Raw genomic sequence first — 748 nt, 5'->3', positions numbered from 1 at the left:
GGCTTACCACACCCGCATTTTTACGGCCTTGTACTGGCCGTTGATCCAATTGATCAGCACCACGCGCTTACCGGCTAGCTGCCAATCCGGCACGGCGCTGGCCTTCGTCGGCTGGCTCAGGATTGCGCGGCAAGCTGCCAGCGCTTCGTTTGCGGCGGAAGACTTGCCCATGGTCAGGCCCCCAGCCAGTGAAAGAAGCGGCCAGCCAGGACGGCGGCGCGCGAGGGACGGCGGAAATACGGGCCGTCGATGGTGAAGCCGCCCAAGGCGGTGCGGTGGATGCGGGCGGGCTTCATTGCTTGCCCTCCGCTGCTGCGATGGCGGCGCGTGCGGCTGCGATTGCCGCATTGTTCTCGTGCATGAATCTGACCGGGATATAAGCCGTACCCTTGTCCCAGCCGGCGTGCAGTCTAACCAGAGCCTTCAATGCTTCCAGTGCTTCTTTCGCGGCCACGAACTCGCGAGCCTGGCGCTCTGCATCGGCTTGCGTGGCCACCCCGGGGTTGAACCAGAAACTGGCCTCGACGCCATCGCCCGTCACCTTCACCATTCCCGATCCCGGGAACTGCTTGCTTTGACGCGTGGAAATTTGTAACGACATGTCACACCCCTTTAGCCCTACCCTTGGCTGGAAACTCCCCTGAGGGAGAGCGCGCCGCCTGCTGGCGGATCAGGCACAGCCTTGGCGGGTAGGGTTTCCAAGCGGCGGCGCGTCTGGAACGGATAATAGTCAAGTGCCTATTGATGG

At 62.8% G+C, this 748-nt stretch carries 3 protein-coding genes; all 3 read right to left on the bottom strand.

From position 1 onward, the window contains the following. Positions 1-3: 3 nt before the first annotated feature. From AC1DS3_RS39235 to AC1DS3_RS39225, 3 genes are read right to left on the bottom strand one after another with little or no spacing between them, the layout of a single operon-like run. Complete coding sequence (locus AC1DS3_RS39235) at positions 4-171, bottom strand: hypothetical protein (protein WP_477129444.1); 168 nt, start codon at positions 169-171, stop codon at positions 4-6. A gap of 2 nt (positions 172-173) precedes the next feature. Continuing rightward, on the bottom strand, positions 174-296 hold the full coding sequence (locus AC1DS3_RS39230) for a hypothetical protein (RefSeq protein WP_477129443.1): 123 nt from the start codon (positions 294-296) through the stop codon (positions 174-176). Beyond that, positions 293-601 carry a hypothetical protein gene (locus tag AC1DS3_RS39225; protein ID WP_477129442.1) on the bottom strand — a complete coding sequence of 103 codons (309 nt, stop codon included), beginning with the start codon at positions 599-601 and terminating at the stop codon, positions 293-295. Before AC1DS3_RS39225 ends, AC1DS3_RS39230 begins: the two co-directional genes overlap by 4 nt. Positions 602-748: the final 147 nt, after the last annotated feature.

This window comes from Cupriavidus sp. 01L46 (assembly GCF_056399905.1).
The sequence above is the reverse complement of the archived record's forward strand: the minus strand, read 5'-3'. Positions and strand labels throughout refer to the sequence as shown.